This is a genomic window from Pseudomonas vranovensis DSM 16006 (assembly GCF_000425805.1).
GTDB classification, from domain to species: Bacteria; Pseudomonadota; Gammaproteobacteria; order Pseudomonadales; family Pseudomonadaceae; genus Aquipseudomonas; species Aquipseudomonas vranovensis.
Genome location: NZ_AUED01000004.1, coordinates 246,882 through 267,295, shown reverse-complemented (window position 1 = coordinate 267,295; position 20,414 = coordinate 246,882). Strand labels below are relative to the sequence as shown.

21 protein-coding genes are annotated in these 20,414 nt (G+C 61.7%); 6 read left to right on the top strand and 15 right to left on the bottom strand.

The features are described 5' to 3' along the window. Positions 1–30 precede the first annotated feature (30 nt). A complete protein-coding gene (locus tag H621_RS0110925; RefSeq protein ID WP_028943435.1) occupies positions 31–705 on the top strand; it encodes a heavy metal response regulator transcription factor in 675 nt (224 codons plus the stop codon). Next, a complete protein-coding gene (locus H621_RS0110920; protein WP_028943434.1) occupies positions 702–2,084 on the top strand; it encodes a heavy metal sensor histidine kinase in 1,383 nt (460 codons plus the stop codon). Before H621_RS0110925 ends, H621_RS0110920 begins: the two co-directional genes overlap by 4 nt. A gap of 98 nt (positions 2,085–2,182) precedes the next feature. On the opposite strand, the gene pdxJ is transcribed toward H621_RS0110920, so the two are convergent. The 11 genes from pdxJ to rpoE form a co-directional block, all read right to left on the bottom strand. Next, positions 2,183–2,908 (bottom strand): pyridoxine 5'-phosphate synthase, encoded by a 726-nt coding sequence (gene pdxJ, locus H621_RS0110915; RefSeq protein ID WP_413694615.1) that lies wholly within the window; start codon positions 2,906–2,908, stop codon positions 2,183–2,185. Between the two features lie 62 nt (positions 2,909–2,970). Further along, positions 2,971–3,654: a DNA repair protein RecO gene (gene recO / locus H621_RS0110910; RefSeq protein ID WP_028943432.1), complete on the bottom strand. Its 684-nt coding sequence runs from the start codon at positions 3,652–3,654 to the stop codon at positions 2,971–2,973. 57 nt (positions 3,655–3,711) lie between these two features. Next, the gene (gene era / locus H621_RS0110905; RefSeq protein WP_028943431.1) at positions 3,712–4,614 is read right to left on the bottom strand and encodes a GTPase Era; all 903 of its coding nucleotides are present in this window, start codon (positions 4,612–4,614) and stop codon (positions 3,712–3,714) included. Continuing rightward, the gene (gene rnc / locus H621_RS0110900) at positions 4,607–5,296 is read right to left on the bottom strand and encodes a ribonuclease III (RefSeq protein ID WP_028943430.1); all 690 of its coding nucleotides are present in this window, start codon (positions 5,294–5,296) and stop codon (positions 4,607–4,609) included. Before rnc ends, era begins: the two co-directional genes overlap by 8 nt. After that, positions 5,293–5,418: a hypothetical protein gene (locus tag H621_RS29105; protein WP_256585885.1), complete on the bottom strand. Its 126-nt coding sequence runs from the start codon at positions 5,416–5,418 to the stop codon at positions 5,293–5,295. Before H621_RS29105 ends, rnc begins: the two co-directional genes overlap by 4 nt. Positions 5,419–5,547: 129 nt before the next feature. Then, positions 5,548–6,402, bottom strand: coding sequence for a signal peptidase I (gene lepB, locus H621_RS0110890; RefSeq protein ID WP_028943429.1), 855 nt, complete (start codon positions 6,400–6,402; stop codon positions 5,548–5,550). 5 nt (positions 6,403–6,407) lie between these two features. Further along, positions 6,408–8,207 (bottom strand): translation elongation factor 4, encoded by a 1,800-nt coding sequence (gene lepA, locus H621_RS0110885; RefSeq protein WP_028943428.1) that lies wholly within the window; start codon positions 8,205–8,207, stop codon positions 6,408–6,410. A 189-nt stretch (positions 8,208–8,396) separates the two neighbouring features. Further along, positions 8,397–9,776, bottom strand: coding sequence for a DegQ family serine endoprotease (locus H621_RS0110880; RefSeq protein ID WP_167332104.1), 1,380 nt, complete (start codon positions 9,774–9,776; stop codon positions 8,397–8,399). Positions 9,777–9,994: 218 nt separating this feature from the next. Further along, positions 9,995–10,960 (bottom strand): MucB/RseB C-terminal domain-containing protein, encoded by a 966-nt coding sequence (locus tag H621_RS0110875; RefSeq protein WP_028943426.1) that lies wholly within the window; start codon positions 10,958–10,960, stop codon positions 9,995–9,997. Positions 10,961–10,972: 12 nt separating this feature from the next. Beyond that, the gene (locus H621_RS0110870; RefSeq protein ID WP_028943425.1) at positions 10,973–11,563 is read right to left on the bottom strand and encodes an RseA family anti-sigma factor; all 591 of its coding nucleotides are present in this window, start codon (positions 11,561–11,563) and stop codon (positions 10,973–10,975) included. A gap of 31 nt (positions 11,564–11,594) precedes the next feature. Continuing rightward, a complete protein-coding gene (gene rpoE, locus H621_RS0110865) occupies positions 11,595–12,176 on the bottom strand; it encodes an RNA polymerase sigma factor RpoE/AlgU (protein ID WP_010220971.1) in 582 nt (193 codons plus the stop codon). Between the two features lie 431 nt (positions 12,177–12,607). On the opposite strand from rpoE, the gene nadB reads away from it, so the two are divergent. Then, positions 12,608–14,224, top strand: a complete 1,617-nt coding sequence (gene nadB / locus H621_RS0110860; protein WP_028943424.1) for an L-aspartate oxidase — start codon at positions 12,608–12,610, stop codon at positions 14,222–14,224. Here the strand turns inward: nadB and H621_RS0110855 are convergent. Further along, entirely contained in the window at positions 14,193–14,645 is a 453-nt protein-coding gene (locus tag H621_RS0110855) for a protein YgfX (protein ID WP_028943423.1), read from the bottom strand. The genes nadB and H621_RS0110855 overlap by 32 nt on opposite strands. Next, positions 14,629–14,883: an FAD assembly factor SdhE gene (locus tag H621_RS0110850; RefSeq protein WP_028943422.1), complete on the bottom strand. Its 255-nt coding sequence runs from the start codon at positions 14,881–14,883 to the stop codon at positions 14,629–14,631. Before H621_RS0110850 ends, H621_RS0110855 begins: the two co-directional genes overlap by 17 nt. 165 nt (positions 14,884–15,048) lie before the next feature. Between H621_RS0110850 and ygfZ the strand changes: the two genes are divergently transcribed. Continuing rightward, on the top strand, positions 15,049–15,990 hold the full coding sequence (gene ygfZ, locus H621_RS0110845; protein WP_028943421.1) for a CAF17-like 4Fe-4S cluster assembly/insertion protein YgfZ: 942 nt from the start codon (positions 15,049–15,051) through the stop codon (positions 15,988–15,990). Between the two features lie 61 nt (positions 15,991–16,051). Beyond that, positions 16,052–16,861 carry an HDOD domain-containing protein gene (locus H621_RS0110840; RefSeq protein WP_028943420.1) on the top strand — a complete coding sequence of 270 codons (810 nt, stop codon included), beginning with the start codon at positions 16,052–16,054 and terminating at the stop codon, positions 16,859–16,861. On the opposite strand, the gene H621_RS0110835 is transcribed toward H621_RS0110840, so the two are convergent. Then, positions 16,858–18,237 carry a sensor histidine kinase gene (locus H621_RS0110835; RefSeq protein ID WP_028943419.1) on the bottom strand — a complete coding sequence of 460 codons (1,380 nt, stop codon included), beginning with the start codon at positions 18,235–18,237 and terminating at the stop codon, positions 16,858–16,860. The genes H621_RS0110840 and H621_RS0110835 overlap by 4 nt on opposite strands. Next, complete coding sequence (locus H621_RS0110830; RefSeq protein WP_028943418.1) at positions 18,230–18,901, bottom strand: response regulator; 672 nt, start codon at positions 18,899–18,901, stop codon at positions 18,230–18,232. Before H621_RS0110830 ends, H621_RS0110835 begins: the two co-directional genes overlap by 8 nt. A 203-nt stretch (positions 18,902–19,104) precedes the next feature. Between H621_RS0110830 and H621_RS0110825 the strand changes: the two genes are divergently transcribed. Beyond that, positions 19,105–20,394, top strand: a complete 1,290-nt coding sequence (locus tag H621_RS0110825; protein ID WP_028943417.1) for an OprD family porin — start codon at positions 19,105–19,107, stop codon at positions 20,392–20,394. The last annotated feature ends 20 nt before the right edge of the window (positions 20,395–20,414 follow it).

The window sequence follows — 20,414 nt, the reverse complement described above, 5'->3', positions numbered from 1 at the left end:
TCACCGCCTTTTACACCACCGAGTCATCCCATGCGTTTACTGATCATCGAGGACGAGCTTCGTACCGCCGACTACCTGCAACAGGGACTGAGCGAAAACGGTTACATCGTCGATTGCGCCCACACCGGGGCCGACGGCCTGCACCTGGCCCGCCAGCAGGCATACGACCTGATCATTCTTGACGTCAACCTGCCCGAGCTCGACGGCTGGACTGTTCTGCAACGCCTGCGTGCCGACTCCAGCACGCGCATCATGATGCTCACGGCCCATGGCAGGCTGTCGGACCGGGTCAAGGGCCTTGACCTGGGCGCTGACGACTATCTGCTCAAACCGTTCGAATTTCCCGAGTTGCTCGCCCGTATCCGCAGCCTGCTGCGCCGCAACGACCAGGCGCTGCAGCCGAGCACCCTGAAGGTCGCCGACCTTGAACTGGACCCGGGTCGTCATCGCGCCTACCGCAGCGGCCAGCGCATCGACCTGACCGCCAAGGAGTTCGCCCTGCTGCATCTGCTGATGCGCCAGAGCGGCGAAGTGCTGTCGCGCACTCAGATCATTTCGCTGGTATGGGACATGAACTTCGATTGCGACACCAACGTAGTGGAAGTCTCGATCCGTCGCTTGCGCGCCAAGATCGACGACCCGTTCGACGACAAGCTGATCCATACCCTGCGCGGCGTCGGCTACGTGCTAGAGGCCCGCGAATGAGACCCGCACGGCTGTCGCTGCGCCTGGGCCTGAGCGTGATCCTGATGGGCGCGGCCTTGGTGCTGCTGCTGGCCTGCCTGGCGGTGCTGGCCCTGGACCACGAACTGGACAGCCGGGCGCGCAAGAGCCTGATGGCAAAGATGAGCCAGATCGAACACAGCTTGAGCATCGACCTCATGGCCGATGACTTGCAGTCCCGCGCCCACCCGTTGCTGGATGTAGTCATGGGCCATGACAACCTGAGCCTGAGCGTGATCGCCCTGACTGGCCGGCATTCAGCTTTGCTGACCTTGGGGCCGGGGCTTGAGGCTGACCGGCTACTGCGCATCCACAGCGACCAACACCTGACCTTCAGCCAATGGCAGGACAGCAACGACGATCAACTGCTCACCGCCTCGCGCTTGATGCGTCTGCAGGACGGCACCGAAGTGCGGGTGCTGCTCACCGTCAATCGCGCCGATGACAACAGCCTGCTGCAGGCCTACCTGCGCTCGACGCTGTGGACCTTGCCCCTGCTGCTGCTGTTGATCGGCTTTGTCGCCTGGAAACTGGTGCAACGCGGCCTGACGCCATTGCGCCGGTTTCGTCGGATCGCCGAGCAGGTGTCGGCCCAGCAACTGACCTTGCGCCTGCCTGAAACGGGATTGCCGCAGGAGCTCAGTGACCTGGCCGGCAGCATGAATGTGATGCTCGACCGCATCGACGGCGGTGTGCAGCGGCTGTCGCAGTTCTCCGACGACCTGGCCCACGAACTGCGTACCCCGATCAGCAACCTGATGGGCAAGGCCCAGGTAACCCTGGCTCGGGAGCGGCCGGTCGAGCAGTACAAGGAGGTACTGGAAACCAGCATCGAAGAGCTGACCCGCCTGAACCGAATCATCACCGACATGCTGTTTCTCGCCCAGGTCAGCCAGCCACAGGCCCAAGTGCCGCTCAAACCGGTGAGCCTGGCCGATGAGGTCACGCGGGTGAGCGAGCTGTTCGAGTTCAGTGCCGAGCAAAAACACATCGTCCTGCGCCAGCAGGGCTGGGGGACGGTCATGGCCGATCGCTTGATGGTGCAGCGGGCGCTGTCCAACCTGCTGAGCAATGCCATCCGCCACAGCCCCTCGGGGCACGCGGTCGATATTGGCATCGAACGCTGTGGTGATGCGGTTTGTCTGTGGGTCGAGAATCAGGGGCCCAGGATTGCCCAGGAGCATCTGCCGCACTTGTTCGAGCGCTTCTATCGCGCAGGCTCAGGGCGTTCGCGGCTCGAAGGCGGGACGGGGCTGGGGTTGGCGATCGTGAAGTCGATCATGCAGGTGCATCGAGGAGAGGTAGAGGTACGCAGCGAAGTGAATGGCAAGACGCGGTTCAGCCTGGTGTTCCCGGACTGAACCGCTCCTGCCTGGCGACCGCTACACGGTCGACCGCAGCCTTCGTAGCCGCTGGCGTCAGCCTGTGATCGGCCGCAAAGCGGTCGTGGCTCGAAGGGTCAGCTACGGCTGGCGGCCATGATCAGCGCTTTCATCTCGGCGACGGCCGACTTGAAGCCGACGAACAGCGCATGGGCCACCAGCGCATGACCGATGTTCAGCTCGTTGATGCCCTTGATCGCCGCAACCGCTTCAACGTTGTGGTAGTGCAGGCCGTGACCGGCATTGACGATCAGGCCCTGGGCCAGGCCAAAGGCCACGCCGTCGGCAACGCGCTTGAGTTCTTCGGCCACCTCGGTCGGGGTTTCGGCATCGGCATAACGACCGGTATGCAACTCAATGGCCGGGGCGCCCACACGGCGCGACGCTTCGATCTGGCGCTCGTCGGCGTCGATGAACAGGGACACTTCCGAGCCGATGCGCGACAGACGCTCAACAGCCGCCTTGATCCGCGCTTCCTGGCCAGCCACGTCCAGGCCACCTTCGGTGGTCAGCTCCTGACGGGTTTCCGGTACCAGGCAGATGTGCGCCGGGCGAATTCGCTCGGCGAATGCCATCATTTCTTCGGTCACGCCCATCTCGAAGTTCATGCGCGTCTGCAACACGTCCTTGAGCACCAGCACGTCGCGCTCCTGGATATGCCGGCGGTCTTCGCGCAGGTGAACGGTGATGCCATCGGCGCCCGCCTCTTCGGCATCCAGCGCGGCCTTGACCGGGTCCGGGTAACGCGTGCCACGCGCCTGGCGCAGGGTCGCCACGTGGTCGATGTTCACGCCAAGCAGCATGCGGTTGCTTTGAGTCACGAAGAGGCTCTCCTGAAAATTGAGCCTCACAGCATACGACGTGCTTAACGCTTGCGAAACAGTTCGCGACTGACCAGCGGCCGACCGCCCAGGTGAACCGCCAGCGCCTGGCGCATCAAGCGCTTGGCGGCGCCCAGGGCGCCAGGTACCTCCCAGTCGGCATTGGCCATGGCCGCAAGCTCTGCACCGGTGAACAAACCGGGTTGCAGCAGGTAGACCCGTTCAAGCCCGGCATCCACCTGCAAGCGGTACAGGCCATCAATGGCCAGTGGCTCCCCGTTGACGTCCTGGTCCAGGGCAAAGCCGTAGCCCAGCTCATCCAGCAGGCGCCATTCAAAGGCGCGCAGCAGCGGCTCCAGCGGCCGCCCGGTCCCCAGGGCCTGCAAGGTAGCTGCATAGTGCTCGAACACCACCGGGTGAGGATCTTCGGCGGGCAGCAGGCGGATCAGCAATTCGTTGAGGTACAGGCCGCTGAACAACGCGTCGCCATGCAGCCAGGCCGCCGTGCCAACGCTGTCCAGGCGCCCGACGGTCTTGAGCTCGCCACGACCGCGCAATTCCACTTCAAGGGGGACGAAAGGACGTACCTGGCTGCCACCTTTGCCACGGGCACGGCGCATCACTGCGCGCAGGCGCCCTTGCGGGGTGAGGAAATCAACCAGCGCACTGGTTTCACGGTAGGCCCGGCTGTGCAGCACGTAGGCCGGTTGGCCAACTGGCAGATCCATGAGCGGCGCTTCGAAAGAGGTTCGACCCGGCAGCGGACGCTACCGGGCCTGAAGGGATCAGAGGTCGCCGTAGCCCAGCGAACGCAGCGCGCGCTCGTCGTCGGACCAGCCACCCTTGACCTTGACCCAGAGGTTGAGCATGACCTTGGCGTCGAACAGCACTTCCATATCCTTGCGCGCCTCGGAGCCGATGCGCTTGATGCGCTCGCCCTTGTCGCCAATGATGATCTTCTTCTGGCCGTCACGCTCGACCAGGATCAGCGCATGGATGTGCAGGATCTTGCCCTGCTGCTTGAACTCCTCGATCTCGACGGTGATCTGGTACGGCAGCTCCGCACCCAACTGGCGCATGATCTTTTCGCGCACCAGTTCAGCAGCGAGGAAGCGGCTGCTGCGGTCGGTGATCTGGTCTTCCGGGAAGAAGTGGTCGTTTTCCGGCAGGTGCTTGGCGATCAAGCCTTCCAGCGCTTCGAGGTTGTGCCCCTGCTGTGCGGAAATCGGCACGATCTCGGCGTTCGGCAGTTGCTCCTGCAGCCACTGCAGGTGCGGGATCAGGTCGGCTTTCTCTTCGATCCGGTCGGTCTTGTTGATCGCCAGGATCACCGGGCCCTGCACATACTGCACACGCTCCAGCACCAGTTGGTCTTCGTCGGTCCACTTGGTGCGGTCGACCACGAAAATCACCACGTCGACGTCCTTGAGAGCAGCCGAGGCGGTTTTGTTCATGTAGCGGTTGAGCGCCTTCTCGTTGCTCTTGTGCATACCCGGGGTATCGACGTAAATCGCCTGGATATCACCCTCGGTCTTGATACCCAGCATGTTGTGGCGGGTAGTCTGCGGCTTGCGCGAGGTGATCGCCAGCTTCTGGCCGAGGATATGGTTGAGCAGGGTCGATTTGCCCACGTTCGGGCGGCCGACAATGGCAACATAGCCGCAGCGGGTAGTATTCGTATCAGTCATTGCCATTCTCCACGCCCAGGGCGATCAGTGCTGCAGCGGCCGCCACTTGCTCGGCGATACGCCGGCTAACACCTTGCCCTCGGCTTTTTTCAGTCAAAAGGGTCACTTCGCATTCGACGAAAAACGTCCGGCAATGGGGTTCACCTTGAATATCCACCACTTCGTATCGCGGCAGTTCGCAGGCCCGCGACTGCAGGAATTCCTGCAGACGGGTTTTCGGATCTTTGTTGGTATCGACCAGGGTCAGGCTCTCGAACTCACCGGTCAGCCAGGCCAGCACGCGCTCGCGGGCGGTCTGCATGTCTGAGTCCAGATAGATGGCGCCAATCAACGCCTCGAGGGCGTCGGCCAGGATCGACTCGCGGCGGAAACCACCGCTTTTAAGCTCGCCGGAACCCAGGCGCAGGTACTCGCCCAGGTCGAAGCCACGGGCCAGCACAGCCAGGGTCTCGCCCTTGACCAGGCGTGCACGCAAGCGTGACAGCTGGCCTTCGCGCGCCTGGGGGAAGCGCTCGAACAGCGCCTCGCCGGCGACGAAGTTGAGGATCGCATCGCCGAGAAACTCGAGGCGTTCATTGTTGCGACCGGCAAAACTGCGGTGCGTGAGGGCCAGCAGCATCAGCTCCTGGTTCTTGAAGGTGTAGCCGAGCTGGCGCTCGAGGCGGCTCAAGGAAACGCTCACAGTGTACCCACGCGCTGTTCGTGGTCGAGGTAAAGGCCAGGCGCCTGGGCGCAAGGCTCGCACATTTGTTCGTACAGGGCCGCCATCGGGGCCGCTGCCGTCGGATTCAACGCTTTGTTCAAATCAACATCCTGAAAGACAGTTTGGCTCATGCCCACCGGCGCCGGCGGCCCAGTTGGATCGGTCGATCCCTGAACAAGCCTATGCCAGAAATGCATTCGGCGCTGTCCCAGGACAGCGCCGTTGTGGTGTTACTTGATCAGGCCCACCCGCGAAAGGTTCGGGAAGTGGCTGAGTTTGGGCTCTGGCCAGCTCATCCAGACCGCGAAGGCCTTGCCGACGATATTCTGGTCCGGGACCATGCCATGCAGCGCCTTGGGAATATTGGGGTCATCCCAGTAACGGCTGTCGTTGGAGTTGTCGCGGTTGTCGCCCATCATGAAGTAGTGACCGGCCGGGACTGTCCATTGCTGGTCAGGCGGCATGCGGTAACGGCTCATTTCCTTGCGGATCAGGTGTTCGGCTTCGCCGAGCTTTTCCTTGTACAGCTCGGCGCTGCCCAAGGTTCCTGGCTCGGTGCCGACCAGTTGTTCGGCAATCGGCTGACCGTTGACGAACAGCTTCTTGTCACTGGTGTAGCGGATCTGGTCGCCCGGCAGGCCAACCACACGCTTGATGTAGTTGACGTTCGGGTCGCTCGGATAGCGGAACACCATCACGTCGCCACGCTGTGGATCACCGATCTCGATGACCTTCTTGTCGATCACCGGTAGGCGAATCCCGTAGGAGAACTTGTTCACCAGGATGAAATCGCCCACTTCCAGGGTCGGCTTCATCGATCCCGATGGGATCTGGAAAGGCTCGACCAGGAACGAACGCAGCACCAGGACGATGAACAGCACCGGGAAGAACGACTTGCCGTACTCGACCAGCAACGGTTCCTTGTTCAACTGCTCGACCACTGCCATTTCGGGCTGGCGAACGCTGCCCTGATAGTTGGCGATCGCCGAACGCCGGCGAGGCGCCAGGAACAGCAGATCGACCAGGGCCAACAGACCGCAGACGGCAACGGCGATGACTAGCAACAGCGGGAAATTTAGCGACATAGGACCTAACTATCCAACCTGAGCACGGCGAGGAAGGCTTCTTGTGGAATTTCCACGTTACCGACCTGTTTCATGCGTTTCTTACCGGCCTTCTGCTTTTCCAAAAGCTTGCGCTTACGGCTCACGTCACCACCGTAGCATTTGGCCAGCACGTTCTTTCTGAGCGCCTTGACAGTGGTTCGCGCCACAATCTGCCCGCCAATGGCGGCCTGGATTGCCACGTCGAACATCTGCCGAGGAATCAGTTCCTTCATCTTCTCGGTCAATGCGCGGCCCTTGTAGTGCGCATTGTCGCGGTGAACGATCAGCGCCAGCGCGTCGACCTTGTCACCGTTGATCAGTACATCGAGCTTGACCAGATTGGCCGACTGGTAGCGGTCGAAATGGTAGTCCAGCGAAGCATAGCCGCGGCTGGTGGACTTCAGGCGATCGAAGAAGTCCAGTACCACTTCGTTCATTGGCAGGTCATAGCGCACCTGTACCTGCGAACCGAGGAACTGCATGTCGCGCTGTACGCCGCGCTTCTCGATGCACAAGGTAATGACGTTGCCCAGGTGCTCTTGAGGCACGAGGATGGTGGCGGCGACAATCGGCTCGCGGAAGTCTTCGACCGCAGACACATCCGGCAGCTTCGACGGGTTGTCGACATAGATGGTCTCGCCGGTCTTGAGCTTGACCTCGAAGATTACGCTTGGCGCAGTGGTGATCAGGTCCAGGTCGTATTCGCGCTCCAGGCGCTCCTGGATGATTTCCATGTGCAGCATGCCAAGGAAGCCGCAACGGAAGCCGAAGCCCAGTGCATCGGAGCTTTCCGGCTGGTACTGCAGCGACGAGTCGTTCAGGGTCAGCTTCTGCAATGCATCACGAAAATCTTCGAAATCATCGGAACTGACCGGGAACAGACCGGCATAAACTTGTGGTTGAATACGTTTGAAACCTGGCAGCACCTCGACCTCGGGGGTCGAGTTCAGGGTCAGGGTATCGCCCACTGGCGCCCCGTGAATATCCTTGATGCTGGCGATGATGAAGCCTACTTCACCGGCTTTCAGGTCTGCCGTCTGGGTGTGCTTGGGGGTGAATACACCGACGCTGTCGACCAGGTGCACCTTGCCGGTGGACTTGACCAGGATCTTGTCACCCTTCTTCACCCGGCCGTGACGCACACGCACCAGGGACACGACGCCCAGGTAATTGTCGAACCAGGAGTCGATGATCAGCGCCTGCAGGGGCGCTTCGATGTCACCGGTCGGTGCAGGGATGGTATGCACCAGACGCTCGAGCACCTCGTCCACGCCCATGCCGCTCTTGGCACTGCAAGCCACGGCGTCGGTGGCGTCGATGCCGATGATCTTCTCGATCTCGTCCTTGACCTTGTCTGGATCTGCCTGGGGCAGGTCCATCTTGTTGAGTACCGGCATGACCTCGAGGCCCTGCTCGATAGCGGTGTAGCAGTTGGCGACCGACTGGGCCTCTACGCCCTGGCCGGCATCGACCACCAGCAGCGCGCCTTCGCAGGCTGCCAGCGAGCGGCTGACTTCGTAGGTGAAGTCAACGTGGCCGGGGGTGTCAATGAAGTTCAGCTGGTAGGTTTTGCCGTCCTGCGCCTTGTAGTGCAGGGTGACACTGTGGGCCTTGATGGTGATACCGCGCTCACGCTCCAGGTCCATGGAATCGAGTACCTGGGCTTCCATCTCACGCGCGGTCAAGCCGCCGCACATCTGGATGAAACGGTCCGCCAGGGTCGACTTGCCATGGTCAATGTGGGCGATGATGGAGAAATTGCGGATATGACTCAAATCACTCACGGGTCAACACTCAAAAAGGCTGCGGGACGAACGCCCACCGAAAAATAGCCGGGAATTGTACCTGAAGCTGAAGGGATATGGGAGATTCCGTATTGCCCTTCGCGACTGCAGGAACAGGCTTGCCCCAGGATAAATGGACACCCCTACGAAAAAAGGCGGCTTACGCCGCCCTTCTCCGTTCAGTTCAGCTTATTCAGCCAGCTTGAAGGTAATGAAGCTTGCACGCCCCTGACGCAGTACGCGCATCGACACCGAACGGTTCTTCGGCAGTTCCTTGGCGATTTCGGTGAACTGCTTGGCGGTCAGGATCGCCTGGTTGTTCAGGTGGCTGATGACATCGCCTGGACGCAGGCCAATCAAGGCCGCAGGACCGTCCTGAACTTCCTTGATCACGACGCCGCCCTTGAGTTCCAAGGTCTTTTTCTGCTCGGCGGTCAGGTCGGAAACCGACACACCCAAGCGGTTGCTGCTGCGCTCGACACCGCCGGTAGCGCTGGTGGTGATCTCGGCGTCATCGTCCGGCAGTGCGCCGATGGTGACGTCCAGGTTCTGGCGCTTGCCATTGCGGATGATCTCAAGCTTGGCCTTGGCGCCGTCTTTCAGGCCACCGACCAGATGCGGCAGGTCGGCCGACATGACGATCGGCTGACCGTTCATGCTCAAGATCACGTCACCCACTTGCAGGCCGCCCTTGGCTGCCGGGCCATCTTCCAGTACCTGGGCTACCAGGGCACCGGAAGGCTTGTCCAGACCAAAGGATTCAGCCAGGTCCTTGTTGACCTCCTGGATCACCACGCCAAGCCAGCCGCGGCTGACCTTGCCGTCCTTCTTCAGCTGGTTGGAGACATCCAGCGCCACGTCGATCGGGATGGCGAACGACAGTCCCATGAAACCACCGGAACGGGTGAAGATCTGCGAGTTGATACCCACCACCTCACCGTTCATGTTGAACAGTGGACCACCGGAGTTACCGGGGTTGATCGCAACGTCAGTCTGGATGAACGGCACATAGGTGTCGTTGGGCAGGGTACGACCCTTGGCGCTAACGATACCTTTGGTCACCGAATGGTCGAAACCGAACGGCGAGCCGATCGCCAACACCCACTCCCCCACTTTCAGCTTGCTGGAATCGCCCAGTTTGACGGTTGGCAGGTTCTTGCCTTCGACTTTGAGCAGGGCCACGTCGGTGCGCGGGTCGGTGCCGACCAGCTTGGCTTGCAGTTCGCTGCGGTCGGACAGACGGACGATGATTTCGTCAGCGTCGGCCACCACATGGTTGTTGGTCAGTACATAGCCATCGTCGGAGATGATGAAGCCCGAGCCCAGGGATTGCGCTTCACGCTGGCGATCACCGCGCGGCGAGCGCGGGGCCTGAGGCATGTTGCGCTCGAAAAACTCGCGAAACATCGGCGGCAGACCTTCAAGGTCTGGCATCTGGCTCTGTGCGTACTTGCGATCCGGCAGCTTCTGCTTTGTCGAGATGTTCACAACAGCCGGCGATGCCTGCTCGACCAGGGTCGTGAAGTCCGGCAAAGCTTCGGCCTGGGCAGTGACCACCTGACCGAGCATGAACACGGCGGCGAACAACGATAGGTAGGTTTTCAAGCGTGGTATTGACATACGGCTCCCGTCACATCGAGCGTGGTTAGCAGTAGGGCCCTGCAAACGCAGGAAAGGCCAGACCCCGAAAGGACTGACCTATAGAAAAAATCTGGAATTTTTGCAAACTGCAAAGCTTGCGAATCATGTCAGCCAAGCAATCCTCAAACGGTCAGCGCACCTGCTGTTCATTTTTGAGCCTGGGTGTCCTGGGATCGCATCGACAAGGCAATCCGTTCAGCCGTACCGATCGGGATTTCGCCCACCACGGTCACCATGACTTCACCCTTGGGCGTGGTCAGGCGCCGGGATACGGCAACCGTAGGGCCCAACTGGGTACGGATGTCCGCAGCCGAACCGGTACCCAATGCTTCGACAAAGACCGAAAAACGCGCCAGGCCATCATCGTACATCAGGTTACTGACAGTGTTCTTGCCTTGCGGGTCCTTGTGGATCGAACTATCGATGAGCTCGAAACCGGGAGGCAGCCAGTCGGAACGCCAGCCAGTGGCCGGTTGTGTTGCTTGCTCGGCCACCTGAGTGACCGGTTTGCACAGATCGCTCGCCTTGAGCTCGTCGTCGGTCGGCGCCTGGGCGGTTTGCAGTCGGGTGAACTGGAATCGCTCCAGCAAGCGTCCCTTGTCATCGAGCATCAGCGACTTCAAAGGCAAGCCGGTCTGTCGATCCAGGTGCAGCTCGAACGCATAGCGATGTTGATCTCGAGGGCTGAGGGTGACAATCACCGCTTCACGGTCTGCCACCCGGGATTTGCCGGCGACCCCAAGGTCGTACCAACTCATCAACTTCAGAGGATCGAGTACTCGCGCCGTGGACTCTGGCGAGTTGCTCACGCCCGGCACCAAGGTTCCGCTCACGCACTGGGTATGCCCGTCGACACGCACGACTTCCTGGGCCGAGCCATCGAGCTGCAACAATCGCTCGCTGACCTTGCCGTCCTGGACACGATGCCAGATGTCGTGGGTGGAAAAGCTGCCGTTACGCTCGTAAACGAAAGTGCCTTGATAACTCTGCTGTTGCTCGGCTTGTGCCAGTTTCTTGAGCCAGTCGCTCGCTTGCGGCGAGGAGTTGGCAGCGAGGGCCGGCAGTGAAAGCCAGCCACCCAACAACAGCGGTATGAGAGGTAGCGCGCGCATGATCCTCCTTACTCAGCGATTTTCCAGGCTTGCCGCACGGGCATAAGGCAGAGCGCTCTCGGTTCCTTTGAGTGCTGCTTCCTGAGCATGCTGGCGCAGATAGCCGGGCAGACGCTGGTCGTGCCAGCCGGATTGCCCCTGCAGGACGCCGTTGGCCATAGGGCCTGGCTGCTCTGCACTTTCACTATAGCCTGCCAGCACGGCAGGGCCTTGAACCTGTGGCACGCTCAGTCCCTGCTGGGCAGGTTGCTGGGCAGCCAGCTGGGCGCCGCTGATCTCGTCCTGGTTGTACAGGCGTACACCGGCCAGCACGGCAACAGTGACCGAAGCCGCCACCGCCAGGCGACCCAGGCTGCGCCATGGGCCACGGTTGACCTTGACTGGCGTGGCTTCGTCGGCCAACGCTGCAGACACAGCAGCGGCGATATCCAGTTGTGGCAGCACCAGTTCCTTGTGCATCGCCGCACGAGCAACCTGGTAACGCGACCAGGTGGCACGGGTTTCGGCGTCGTCGACGGCGTTCAATACCCGACGTAATTCCAGTTCGTCCGCTTCGTTATCCATCACCGCGGACAGCGATTCCTGCAAAGCTTCACGACTCATGGCGGTTCCTCTCTTGGCTGTCGCCGCTGTCTCAGGTTTCCTGCAACAACGGCTGCAGGGCTTTGTCTATGGCCTCCCGAGCGCGGAAGATTCGAGAGCGCACGGTACCCACCGGACACTGCATGACGCTCGCAATGTCCTCGTAACTCAGACCATCGAATTCACGTAAAGTTAACGCCGTACGTAAATCTTCTGGCAGTTGCTGAATAGTCCGATGGACGGTGCCTTCGATCTCATCCCGCAACAACGCGCGCTCTGGAGACTCAAGATCCTTGAGGCCGTGGTCGCCGTCGTAGAACTCCGCATCCTCGGAGCTCACATCGCTGTCTGGTGGCCGCCGACCGCGAGACACCAGATAGTTCTTTGCCGTGTTGATGGCAATGCGGTACAGCCAGGTGTAGAAGGCACTGTCGCCGCGAAAATTACCAAGCGCCCGGTAAGCTTTGATGAAAGCTTCCTGCGCCACGTCCTGCGCTTCATGGGTGTCGTGTACAAAACGCACGATCAACCCGAGAATCTTGTGCTGATACTTCAGCACCAACAGATCGAACGCTCGCCTGTCGCCACGCTGCACGCGCTCGACAAGCTGCTGATCCTCTTCCTGGGTTAGCATGAACACTCCTCGGTGATCTTGAAGGAGCGTTGCATCAAGCATCGTTCAGGCTTGCAACCATAGACTCGGGCTTTGCGCAAAAGTTCTCCCCTCCAAGCAAGTTTCCTGCGGCCCTTGGTCGGCTCGCACGAAAAACGCAGCACGGTCACGGCCGGCTGCGTCGATAATCGGGTCTCGAATACGCCGACAGCGCCGAGTGACCAGCTACTGCCATGCGTCGCCGCGGCATTGTGGCGTGCGGGCAACCTTCTATGGATATCCACACAGCATGGAAAGTTCCAAAAAAGGCGTCAACGACACGCAGTCGCCATTGGAAATCAGGGCCTTGGGGCTGCTATAAAGGCAACCGGTCCAGATTCACGATAGTTTCACAATGCCATACGCGCCTGACTATTGTGCCGATCCCCCCCTTCAGATACTAGTGTCCTGACATGAGCCAACAATTCCAACATGATGTCCTCGTGATCGGCAGCGGCGCTGCTGGTCTGAGCCTGGCGCTGACCCTCCCCGACCACCTGCGCATTGCCGTACTCAGCAAGGGCGACCTGTCAAACGGTTCGACCTTCTGGGCCCAGGGCGGGGTCGCGGCAGTGCTGGATGACACCGACACGGTGCAATCCCACGTCGAGGACACGCTCAATGCAGGCGGCGGACTGTGCCATGAAGATGCAGTGCGCTTCACCGTTGAGCATAGCCGCGAGTCGATCCAATGGTTGATCGATCAGGGCGTACCTTTTACCCGTGATGAACATGCCAGTGTCGACGATGGCGGTTTCGAGTTTCACCTGACCCGCGAAGGTGGCCACAGTCACCGGCGTATCATTCATGCCGCCGACGCCACCGGCGCTGCAATCTTCACTACCCTGCTCAGCCAGGCACGCCAGCGTCCGAACATCGAGCTTTTGGAGCAGCGGGTGGCGGTCGACCTGATCACCGAGCGGCGCCTGGGCAAGGACGGCGACCGTTGCCTGGGCGCTTATGTGCTCAACCGCAACACCGGCGAAGTCGACACCTACGGCGCACGCTTCACCGTGCTGGCCACGGGCGGCGCCGCCAAGGTCTACCTGTACACCAGCAACCCCGACGGGGCCTGTGGCGATGGCATCGCCATGGCCTGGCGCGCCGGCTGCCGTGTGGCCAACCTCGAGTTCAACCAGTTCCACCCCACCTGCCTGTACCACCCCCAGGCCAAGAGCTTCCTGATCACCGAGGCCCTGCGCGGCGAAGGCGCCCTGCTGCGGCTGCCCAACGGCGAACGCTTCATGCCGCGCTTCGACCCGCGTGAAGAGCTGGCACCGCGCGATGTCGTTGCCCGCGCCATCGACCACGAGATGAAGCGCCTGGGCGTGGACTGCGTGTACCTTGATATCAGCCACAAGCCGGCCGACTTCATCAAGAGCCACTTCCCCACCGTGTATGAACGCTGCCTGACTTTCGGCATCGACATCACCCGCCAGCCGATCCCGGTGGTACCTGCAGCCCACTACACCTGTGGCGGGGTGATGGTGGACGATCATGGCCATACCGACGTGCCCGGCCTCTACGCCATCGGTGAAACCAGCTTCACCGGCTTGCACGGCGCCAATCGGATGGCCAGCAACTCGCTGCTCGAATGTTTCGTCTACGGCCGTGCCGCAGCCACCGACATCGAGGCGCACCTGGACCAGATTGCAATGCCCAGGGCGCTGCCCTGCTGGGACGCAAGCCAGGTCACCGATTCGGATGAAGACGTGATCATTGCGCACAACTGGGATGAGTTGCGGCGATTCATGTGGGATTACGTGGGGATCGTGCGTACCAGCAAGCGCCTGCAGCGCGCCGAACACCGGGTGCGTCTGCTGCTGGACGAAATCGACGAGTTCTACAGCAACTACAAGGTCAGCCGCGACCTGATCGAGCTGCGCAACCTGGCCCAGGTAGCCGAACTGATGATCCGCAGCGCCATGCAACGCAAGGAAAGCCGCGGCCTGCACTACACCCTGGATTACCCCGGCATGCTGCCCGAGGCCCACGACACTATTCTGCAGCCATCCACCTACGCCGACTGAACTTCAGCCTTACACGCAAGCGCCGGTGCTGTGCCGGCTCCAATGCGTCACGGGCGATGCACAGACCTTCGCTCAGGTAGCCCCCCTTGCGGCGGTAGCGCAGCACAATCAAACCCGGCAGCGCCAGGCTGTCGGGGCGCAATTGGACCGACTGCCAGCCCAGGGCAAGGCTGAACAGCTCCCAACCATCAGGCTTTCGGCGCAATCCGGTAACGGCTCGGGGATGAAAGAGCAGAATTCGCCGGGGAATCATCCAGCCCGCATGCAGCAAGCAACACACACTCCCCAGCAGCTTCGCCCACCACGGCAACTGCAGAAGGCTCAGCGCCAGCAAGGCCAGCAGCAGGCTGGCCAGGTAGGCCGCCAGCAAGGCCCGGGAGCCTTGCCAGCGACACTCGAACCGATCACTTGGGCTGGACACGGTCCAGAATGATGCGAACCATGCGCTGCAGCTCCGGATCTTCGGACTCGCTGCGTTCCATGAACCACCCAAACATGTCCTGGTCTTCGCAGCTCAGCAAGCGCTTGTACAGGTCACGATCTTCCTGGCTCAGGGTCGGATAGACGTCCTTGCTGAAAGGGACCAGCAGTACGTCGAGCTCGAGCATGCCACGGCGGCTGTGCCAAAAGAGCCGGTTGAGTTCAGTTTGTTCGACCATGAAGCCCTCCTAAAATAGGCCGCCAGTATACAGAGGCCGCGCCCGAGGGACACGAGACGTTGGTCCGGACCTGTGAGCAAATAATGACAGAGGGCAGCACTCAACTACCTATTTTGCCGACAGCGCTCTATCATGGGACCCAGTCTTACTACCCTGCGATGACCCATGGCCGATTCTGCTTTTTTCTGCACCCTTTCCCACGAAGGCGTCCTCGCCGTCCGCGGCTCGGACGCCGGCAAATTCCTGCAAGGCCAACTGACCTGCAACCTCAATTACCTCAATGACAGCACCAGCAGCCTGGGCGCACGCTGCATGGTCAAGGGCCGCATGCAGTCGAGCTTTCGCATCCTGTCCGAGGCCGATGGCTTTGTACTGGCCATGACCCGCGAGCTGCTCGAGCCACAATTGGCCGACCTGAAAAAGTACGCGGTATTTTCCAAGGCCAAACTGACCGACGACAGCGATGCCTGGGTACGCTTCGGCCTGAACGACGGTGACGCCGCCCTGCAGGCGCTGGGACTGGGGGTGCCGGCGCAGGTCGACGGAATAACGCGCCACGACGGCTTGATTGCCGTTGTCGTGTCCACCGGGCGCATCGAGCTCTGGGTCCCTGCCCAGCAGGCAGCGGCGGTGCAGGCACAACTGGCCGCGCACCTTCCAGAAGGCACGCTCAACGATTGGCTGCTCGGACAGATTCGCGCCGGCATCGGCCAGGTCATGGCCCAGACCCGCGAACAGTTCATCCCGCAGATGATCAACCTGCAGGCTGTCGGTGGCGTCAGCTTCAAGAAAGGCTGCTACACCGGCCAGGAAATCGTCGCGCGCATGCAGTACCTGGGCAAGCTCAAGCGTCGCCAGTACCGTGTGGCCCTGGCCAGCGACCAACTGCCAGAGCCTGGCACCGAGATTTTCTCGCCTACTCACAACTCTTCGGTCGGTGAGGTGGTGCTGGCTGCCCGCGCCGCTGAAGGCTGCGAGCTGCTGGCGGTACTGACTGCCGACGCAGTCGAAGACAACAACCTGCACCTGGGCAGCGCCGACGGTCCCGACCTGACGCTGCTGTCGCTCCCCTACGCGCTGGATCGTGACCGCGAGATCCAGCGCTGAGTCACCCCTGCCCCGGCACTTGCCTACCGGGGCATTTCTTGAATTGCGTTAGAGAATCACCATGAACAAGCTGGCCGAGATGGTCCAGGCCCAGTTGCTGGCCGCCATCGACAACGATGACCTGGTGCTGCCGACCTTGCCGGAGGTAGCCTTGAGTATCCGCGAGGCCGCAGAAGACACCGAGATCAGCGTCAGCACCCTGAGCAAAGTCATTGGCCGCGACGCCGCGTTGTCGGCGCGCCTGATCAAAGTAGTGAACAGTCCGCTGCTGCGCGCCACCGTTGAAGTGACCGACCTGCAGACGGCCATCACCCGCCTGGGCATCAACTACAGCTGCAACCTGGCTATCGGTCTAGTCATCGAGCAGATCTTCCATGCCCGGTCCGAGGTAGTGGAGCGAAAAATGCGTGAAGTCTGGGCCACCAGCCTGGAGGTGGCGGGCATCAGTTACGAACTTTGCCTGCGACACACCCAGCTCAAGCCGGATCAAGGCGCCCTGGCCGGCCTGGTTCACCAGATTGGTGTATTGCCGATTCTGATTTACGCCGAAGAGCACAACGAACTGTTGTCCGACCCCGTGTGCCTGAACTACGTGATCGACCAGATCCATCCAGCCTTGGGCGACAAGATTCTCGGCACCTGGGAGTTTCCCGAGCAACTGGTCAAGTTGCCCGGGCGCGTCCAGGACCTGGACCGCTGCAGCGACCGGGTCGACTACGTGGACATCGTCCAGATCGCTCGGGCCCTGAGCCTGGGAACCAGCAAAACCCGCCCCCTGGCCGCCTTGCCGGCCTACCGGCACCTGGGCCTGCCCACCGGCACTGAGCTGGTCGCCAACGATTTGCTCAATGCCCGCAGCATGTTCCGTTAGTCAACGGTAAAACTGACCCGTACCTTCAAGCCGCCCCGCTCGCCGTCATGCAGGCTGATCTGAGCCAGGTGCGCGCGGCAGATCTCGCCGACAATGGCCAGGCCCAGGCCCGTGCCTTGGGCACTACGCCGATAGAAACGCTCGAACACCCGCTCGCGTTCGCTTTCGGGAATGCCAGGGCCGTCGTCCTCGACTTCCAGAATGCCCGGTGCGCTCACGCGCAAGATCACATTGCCGTCCTTGGGGGTATGTGCCAGGGCGTTGTCCACCAGGTTGCTGAGCAATTCGTTGAGCAAGGTAGGTTCTCCGCGCACATGCACGGACTCCTCGGCTTCCAGCGCCAAGGCAACGCCCCGGGCATGGGCCAGCGGCGCCATGGCCATGCCCAGCTCGCGGGCCAGCTGGCTCAGGTCAAGCACTTGCGCGCCCCCCTCGGCAATGGCCCGCGCACCATTCTCCACCCGTGCAAGCGACAGCAACTGATTGGCCAGGTGGGTCAGGCGATCAGTGCCCTGGGCGGCAGACTCCAGGGTGTCACGCCAGACCTGCGGCTCGCTGGAGCGTAGCCCCAGTTCAACGCGGGCCTTGAGGGCCGCCAGTGGAGTACGCAACTCGTGAGCGGCTTCGGCAATGAACTGGGCCTGGCGCTCGAACTGCCCGCGCAGGCGTTCGGTGAAATGGTTCAAGGCCCGCACCAGCGGACTCAACTCACGCTGAACTTCGACCAATGGCAATGCCCGCAGATCGTCGGGCTGACGTTCTTCCACGGCGCGGCGCAAGCGCTCGAGCGGACGTAGCGCGGCGCTGACCGCGAACCACACCATCATCAATGCACCCAGCGCCAGCATCCCCAGGCGCAACAGGGTGTCGGCCATCAGTCCGCGCGCCATGCGCACGCGCGCTTCTTCAGTCTCGGCCACACGGATCTCGGCCATGCCGTTCATGTTCGGTTCGCTGACGGGTTTGAGCAGGCTCACCACCCGCACATCCTGGCCCAGGTAGCGGGCGTCGTAGAAGCGCGCCAAGGCCGGGTAGTCGTCGGTGCGCGGAGTGCCCGGCGGCGGCGGCGGCAAGTTCTCGTAGCCTGAGATCAGACGCTGGTGAATATCGTTGACCTGGTAGTAGATACGCCCGGCACTGTCATAGGCGAAGGTGTCCAGTGCGACGTAGGGCACATCGGCGCTGAGCGTGCCATCACGCTGGGACAAGCCCGCAGCGATGGTGCGGGCCGACGCCAGCAAGGTACGGTCGTAGGCGGTGTCGGCAGCCTCCCGGCCGTTCCAGTAGGCACTCAGGCCGCTGGCCAGCATCAGCACCACCAGCAGAATCGCCAGGTTCCAGACCAGCCGCCCGCGCAGGCTGCCGCTATCAAGCATCGCGGTGCTCGAGCAGGTAACCGAGCCCCCTGAAGGTGACAATGGCCACGGCATGCCCATCGAGCTTCTTGCGCAAACGATGGACGTAGATCTCGATGGCATCGGCGCTGGCTTCTTCATCCAGGCCGAAGACCTGAGCCGCCAGTTGCTCTTTGCTCATCACTCGCCCCGGGCGGGCGATCATGGCCTCCAGCACGGCCTGCTCGCGGGAGGTCAGGGTCAGTAGCTCATCGCCCAGGGTGAAGCGCCGGGTATCCAGGTCGTACACCAGCGGACCACAGCGTTGCTGGCGCTCACCACCGAGCACGCTGCGGCGCAGCAAGGCCTTGACCCGTGCCTCGAGCTCGGTCAGTTCGAATGGCTTGGCCAGGTAGTCATCGGCGCCCAGGTTCAGGCCGTGGACCCGGTCCTTTACGTCGCTGCGCGCTGTCAGCATCAGCACCGGCAGGGTCTTGCCGCGGGCGCGCAAGCGCGCCAGCACTTCGAAGCCGTCCATGCGCGGCAGCCCCACATCGAGCACGGCCACCGCGTATTCCTCACTGGCCAGGGCCAGGTCGGCGGCCACGCCATCGTGCAGCACATCAACGGTCAAGCCGGTGCTCTTGAGGGCCTGGGCCACGCTTTCTGCCAACTGCAGATGGTCTTCGACGAGCAGCACACGCATCGATTTCTCCCCGGTTGCGTCACGGTCAATGGCGCGGAGTGTACAGCCGACAGCCCACCTGTGAAGCCTTCGCAACGATGAAAAGCTGCTGAAAGGTTAGCGAAAGGTTCAGCCCCTAGCATCCTCTCACGGCTCACTCTGCTTGCCGTACAACCGAGCCTTCAGGCTCGAACTAATAAGAACAATAACGGAGTTACTCGACCATGCTGTCCACGCAGCCTCAGGCGTATTCGCCTATCCGTCGCTTGCCTTCCCGCCAGACCGCAGTTGCCAGCGCCCTCGCCCTTGCCGGCGTCGCCCCGCTCAGCCAGGCCGCCTTCTTCGAAGACAGCAAGGCCACCTTCGAAACCCGCAACATGTACTTCAACCGCGACTTTCGCGACGGCACCAGTGCCCAGCAATCCAAGCGTGACGAGTGGGCCCAGGGCTTCATGCTCAATTTCGAGTCAGGCTACACCGACGGCACCGTAGGCTTTGGCCTCGACGCCCTGGGGATGCTCGGAATCAAGCTCGACTCCAGCCCCGACCGCACCGGCAGCGGCCTGCTTCCGACCCACGATGACGGGCGCGCCGCCGACGAGTACTCCAAGCTCGGCCTGACCGGCAAAGTGAAGATCTCGGAAACCGAATTGAAAGTCGGCACCCTGATGCCGGAACTGCCCACCCTGCAACCCAACGACGGCCGCATCCTGCCGCAGACCTTCGAGGGCGGCTTGCTGACTTCCGGCGAAATCAAGAACTTGACCTTCACCGGCGGACGCCTGGAAAAAGCCAAGGACCGCGACAGCACCGACAACCAGGACATTGCCCTGAACAACAAGAACGGTCGATTTCTAGGCACTGTTGCCGGCAACCATTTCGACATGGCCGGCCTGGACTACAAGTTCACCGACAAGATCACCGGCAGCTACCACTGGGCCCAGCTCGATGATGTCTACCGCCAGCACTTCGTCGGCATGATCGCCAGCCAGCCGTGGGGGCCCGGCACCTTCGGCGCCGATTTGCGCATGGCCTTCAGCGATGACCAGGGCCAGGCCCGTGGCGGCAACATCGACAACACTGCGCTCAACGGCATGCTCAGCTACAGCGTCATCGGCCACAAATTCAGTGCCGGATACCAACACCTCTCCGGCGACACGGCCTTCCCCTACGTCGACGGTGCCGATCCGTACCTGGTCAACTTCGTCCAGATCAACGACTTCGCCGGCGCCGACGAACGCTCCTGGCAAGCTCGCTACGACTATGACTTCGCCAAACTGGGCATTCCCGGCCTGACCTTCATGACCCGTTACATCAATGGCGATAATGTCAGCCTGGCCGATGGTGGCGAGGGCAAAGAGTGGGAACGCAACACCGAGTTCAAGTATGTGGTGCAAAGTGGCGCCCTGAAAAACGTCGCCGTGCGCCTGCGCAACGCCACCTTCCGTTCCAACTTCGCCCGCGATGCCGACGAAGTGCGACTGCTGGTGAGTTACAGCCTTGCGCTGTGGTAGTCCCCGATAACAATAATGCC

Bases quoted from the DNA above. Each gene is read 5' to 3' on its own strand.
- H621_RS0110925 (WP_028943435.1), top strand. From the start codon at position 31: ATGCGTTTACTGATCATCGAGGACGAGCTTCGTACCGCCGACTACCTG.
- H621_RS0110920 (WP_028943434.1), top strand. From the start codon at position 702: ATGAGACCCGCACGGCTGTCGCTGCGCCTGGGCCTGAGCGTGATCCTG.
- pdxJ (WP_413694615.1), bottom strand. From the start codon at position 2,908: ATGCTGCTTGGCGTGAACATCGACCACGTGGCGACCCTGCGCCAGGCG.
- recO (WP_028943432.1), bottom strand. From the start codon at position 3,654: ATGGATCTGCCAGTTGGCCAACCGGCCTACGTGCTGCACAGCCGGGCC.
- era (WP_028943431.1), bottom strand. From the start codon at position 4,614: ATGACTGATACGAATACTACCCGCTGCGGCTATGTTGCCATTGTCGGC.
- lepB (WP_028943429.1), bottom strand. From the start codon at position 6,402: ATGTCGCTAAATTTCCCGCTGTTGCTAGTCATCGCCGTTGCCGTCTGC.
- H621_RS0110880 (WP_167332104.1), bottom strand. From the start codon at position 9,776: ATGCTCGGTCAGGTGGTCACTGCCCAGGCCGAAGCTTTGCCGGACTTC.
- H621_RS0110875 (WP_028943426.1), bottom strand. From the start codon at position 10,960: ATGCGCGCGCTACCTCTCATACCGCTGTTGTTGGGTGGCTGGCTTTCA.
- H621_RS0110870 (WP_028943425.1), bottom strand. From the start codon at position 11,563: ATGAGTCGTGAAGCTTTGCAGGAATCGCTGTCCGCGGTGATGGATAAC.
- rpoE (WP_010220971.1), bottom strand. From the start codon at position 12,176: ATGCTAACCCAGGAAGAGGATCAGCAGCTTGTCGAGCGCGTGCAGCGT.
- nadB (WP_028943424.1), top strand. From the start codon at position 12,608: ATGAGCCAACAATTCCAACATGATGTCCTCGTGATCGGCAGCGGCGCT.
- H621_RS0110850 (WP_028943422.1), bottom strand. From the start codon at position 14,883: ATGGTCGAACAAACTGAACTCAACCGGCTCTTTTGGCACAGCCGCCGT.
- ygfZ (WP_028943421.1), top strand. From the start codon at position 15,049: ATGGCCGATTCTGCTTTTTTCTGCACCCTTTCCCACGAAGGCGTCCTC.
- H621_RS0110840 (WP_028943420.1), top strand. From the start codon at position 16,052: ATGAACAAGCTGGCCGAGATGGTCCAGGCCCAGTTGCTGGCCGCCATC.
- H621_RS0110835 (WP_028943419.1), bottom strand. From the start codon at position 18,237: ATGCTTGATAGCGGCAGCCTGCGCGGGCGGCTGGTCTGGAACCTGGCG.
- H621_RS0110830 (WP_028943418.1), bottom strand. From the start codon at position 18,901: ATGCGTGTGCTGCTCGTCGAAGACCATCTGCAGTTGGCAGAAAGCGTG.
- H621_RS0110825 (WP_028943417.1), top strand. From the start codon at position 19,105: ATGCTGTCCACGCAGCCTCAGGCGTATTCGCCTATCCGTCGCTTGCCT.